Source organism: Terrabacter terrae (assembly GCF_039529575.1).
GTDB lineage: Bacteria > Actinomycetota > Actinomycetes > Actinomycetales > Dermatophilaceae > Terrabacter > Terrabacter terrae.
In genome coordinates this window covers 1-812 of sequence record NZ_BAAANB010000226.1, presented here as the reverse complement: position 1 = coordinate 812, position 812 = coordinate 1, and the positions used below count along the sequence as shown (strand labels likewise).

Here is an 812-nt window from a genome sequence, read left to right as displayed (position 1 = left end):
GATCAGCTCCAAGGACTTCGGCCTGCAGTGACGGCCTGGAGCAACGGCCGGCGGTGACGTCGGGAGGCGCCGACGGCTAGGTTCCGGCTGTGCACCTGCTCTGCATCATCGGGCCACCGGCCGTCGGAAAGATGACCGTCGGCCGGGCGGTCTGCGACCTCACCGGCTTCCGGCTCTTCCACAACCACATGTCGATCGAGCCGCTGCTCGGCGTCTTCGACTTCGACTCACCCTCCTTCCGCCGGATCAACACGCTGATCCGGCGCGAGGTGATCGCCGAGGCGGTCAGGGCGGACCTGCCGGGGCTCGTCTTCAGCTTCGCGATCGATTTCGACCGCACGGGCGAGCGGGCGTTGCTCCGAGAGCTGGTCGCCCCGGTCGAGGCCGCCGGCGCGCCGATCGACGTCGTCGAGCTGTATGCGCCGCAGACCGTCCGCCTGTCACGCGAGGGCGGCGACGACCGGATGGACCACAAGCGCAGCAAGCGCGACGTGGACTGGGCACGAGCCCACGTGGTCGAGCTGGACACCCGTGCTCGCCTCACCAGCGACCCGGCGGGCGACGGCGACCTCCTCGCGGGTCATCGGCACCTCCGCCTCGACAACGCCCACGACGACGCGCGGGCGACTGCTGAGCGCATCATCACCGAGATCGGCCTCCCGCGGCGTTGACGGTGCCCCGGCGCACGACGTGCGCGTGCGCACAACCCCCTGTGGACGGGCGGATGGTTATCCACTGGTTGTGGACAAACCTGTGGATGTAGTTACACATGTGTCATTCGTCCCCAGTTGGGGACAACGTTGTGGACAACT

General features: G+C 68.3%; 1 protein-coding gene. It reads left to right on the top strand.

The annotated features are described in order from the left end of the window. Window positions 1-89: 89 nt before the first annotated feature. Window positions 90-671, top strand: coding sequence for a P-loop nucleotide/nucleoside kinase family protein (locus ABD194_RS21350; RefSeq protein ID WP_343995285.1), 582 nt, complete (start codon window positions 90-92; stop codon window positions 669-671). Window positions 672-812: the final 141 nt, after the last annotated feature.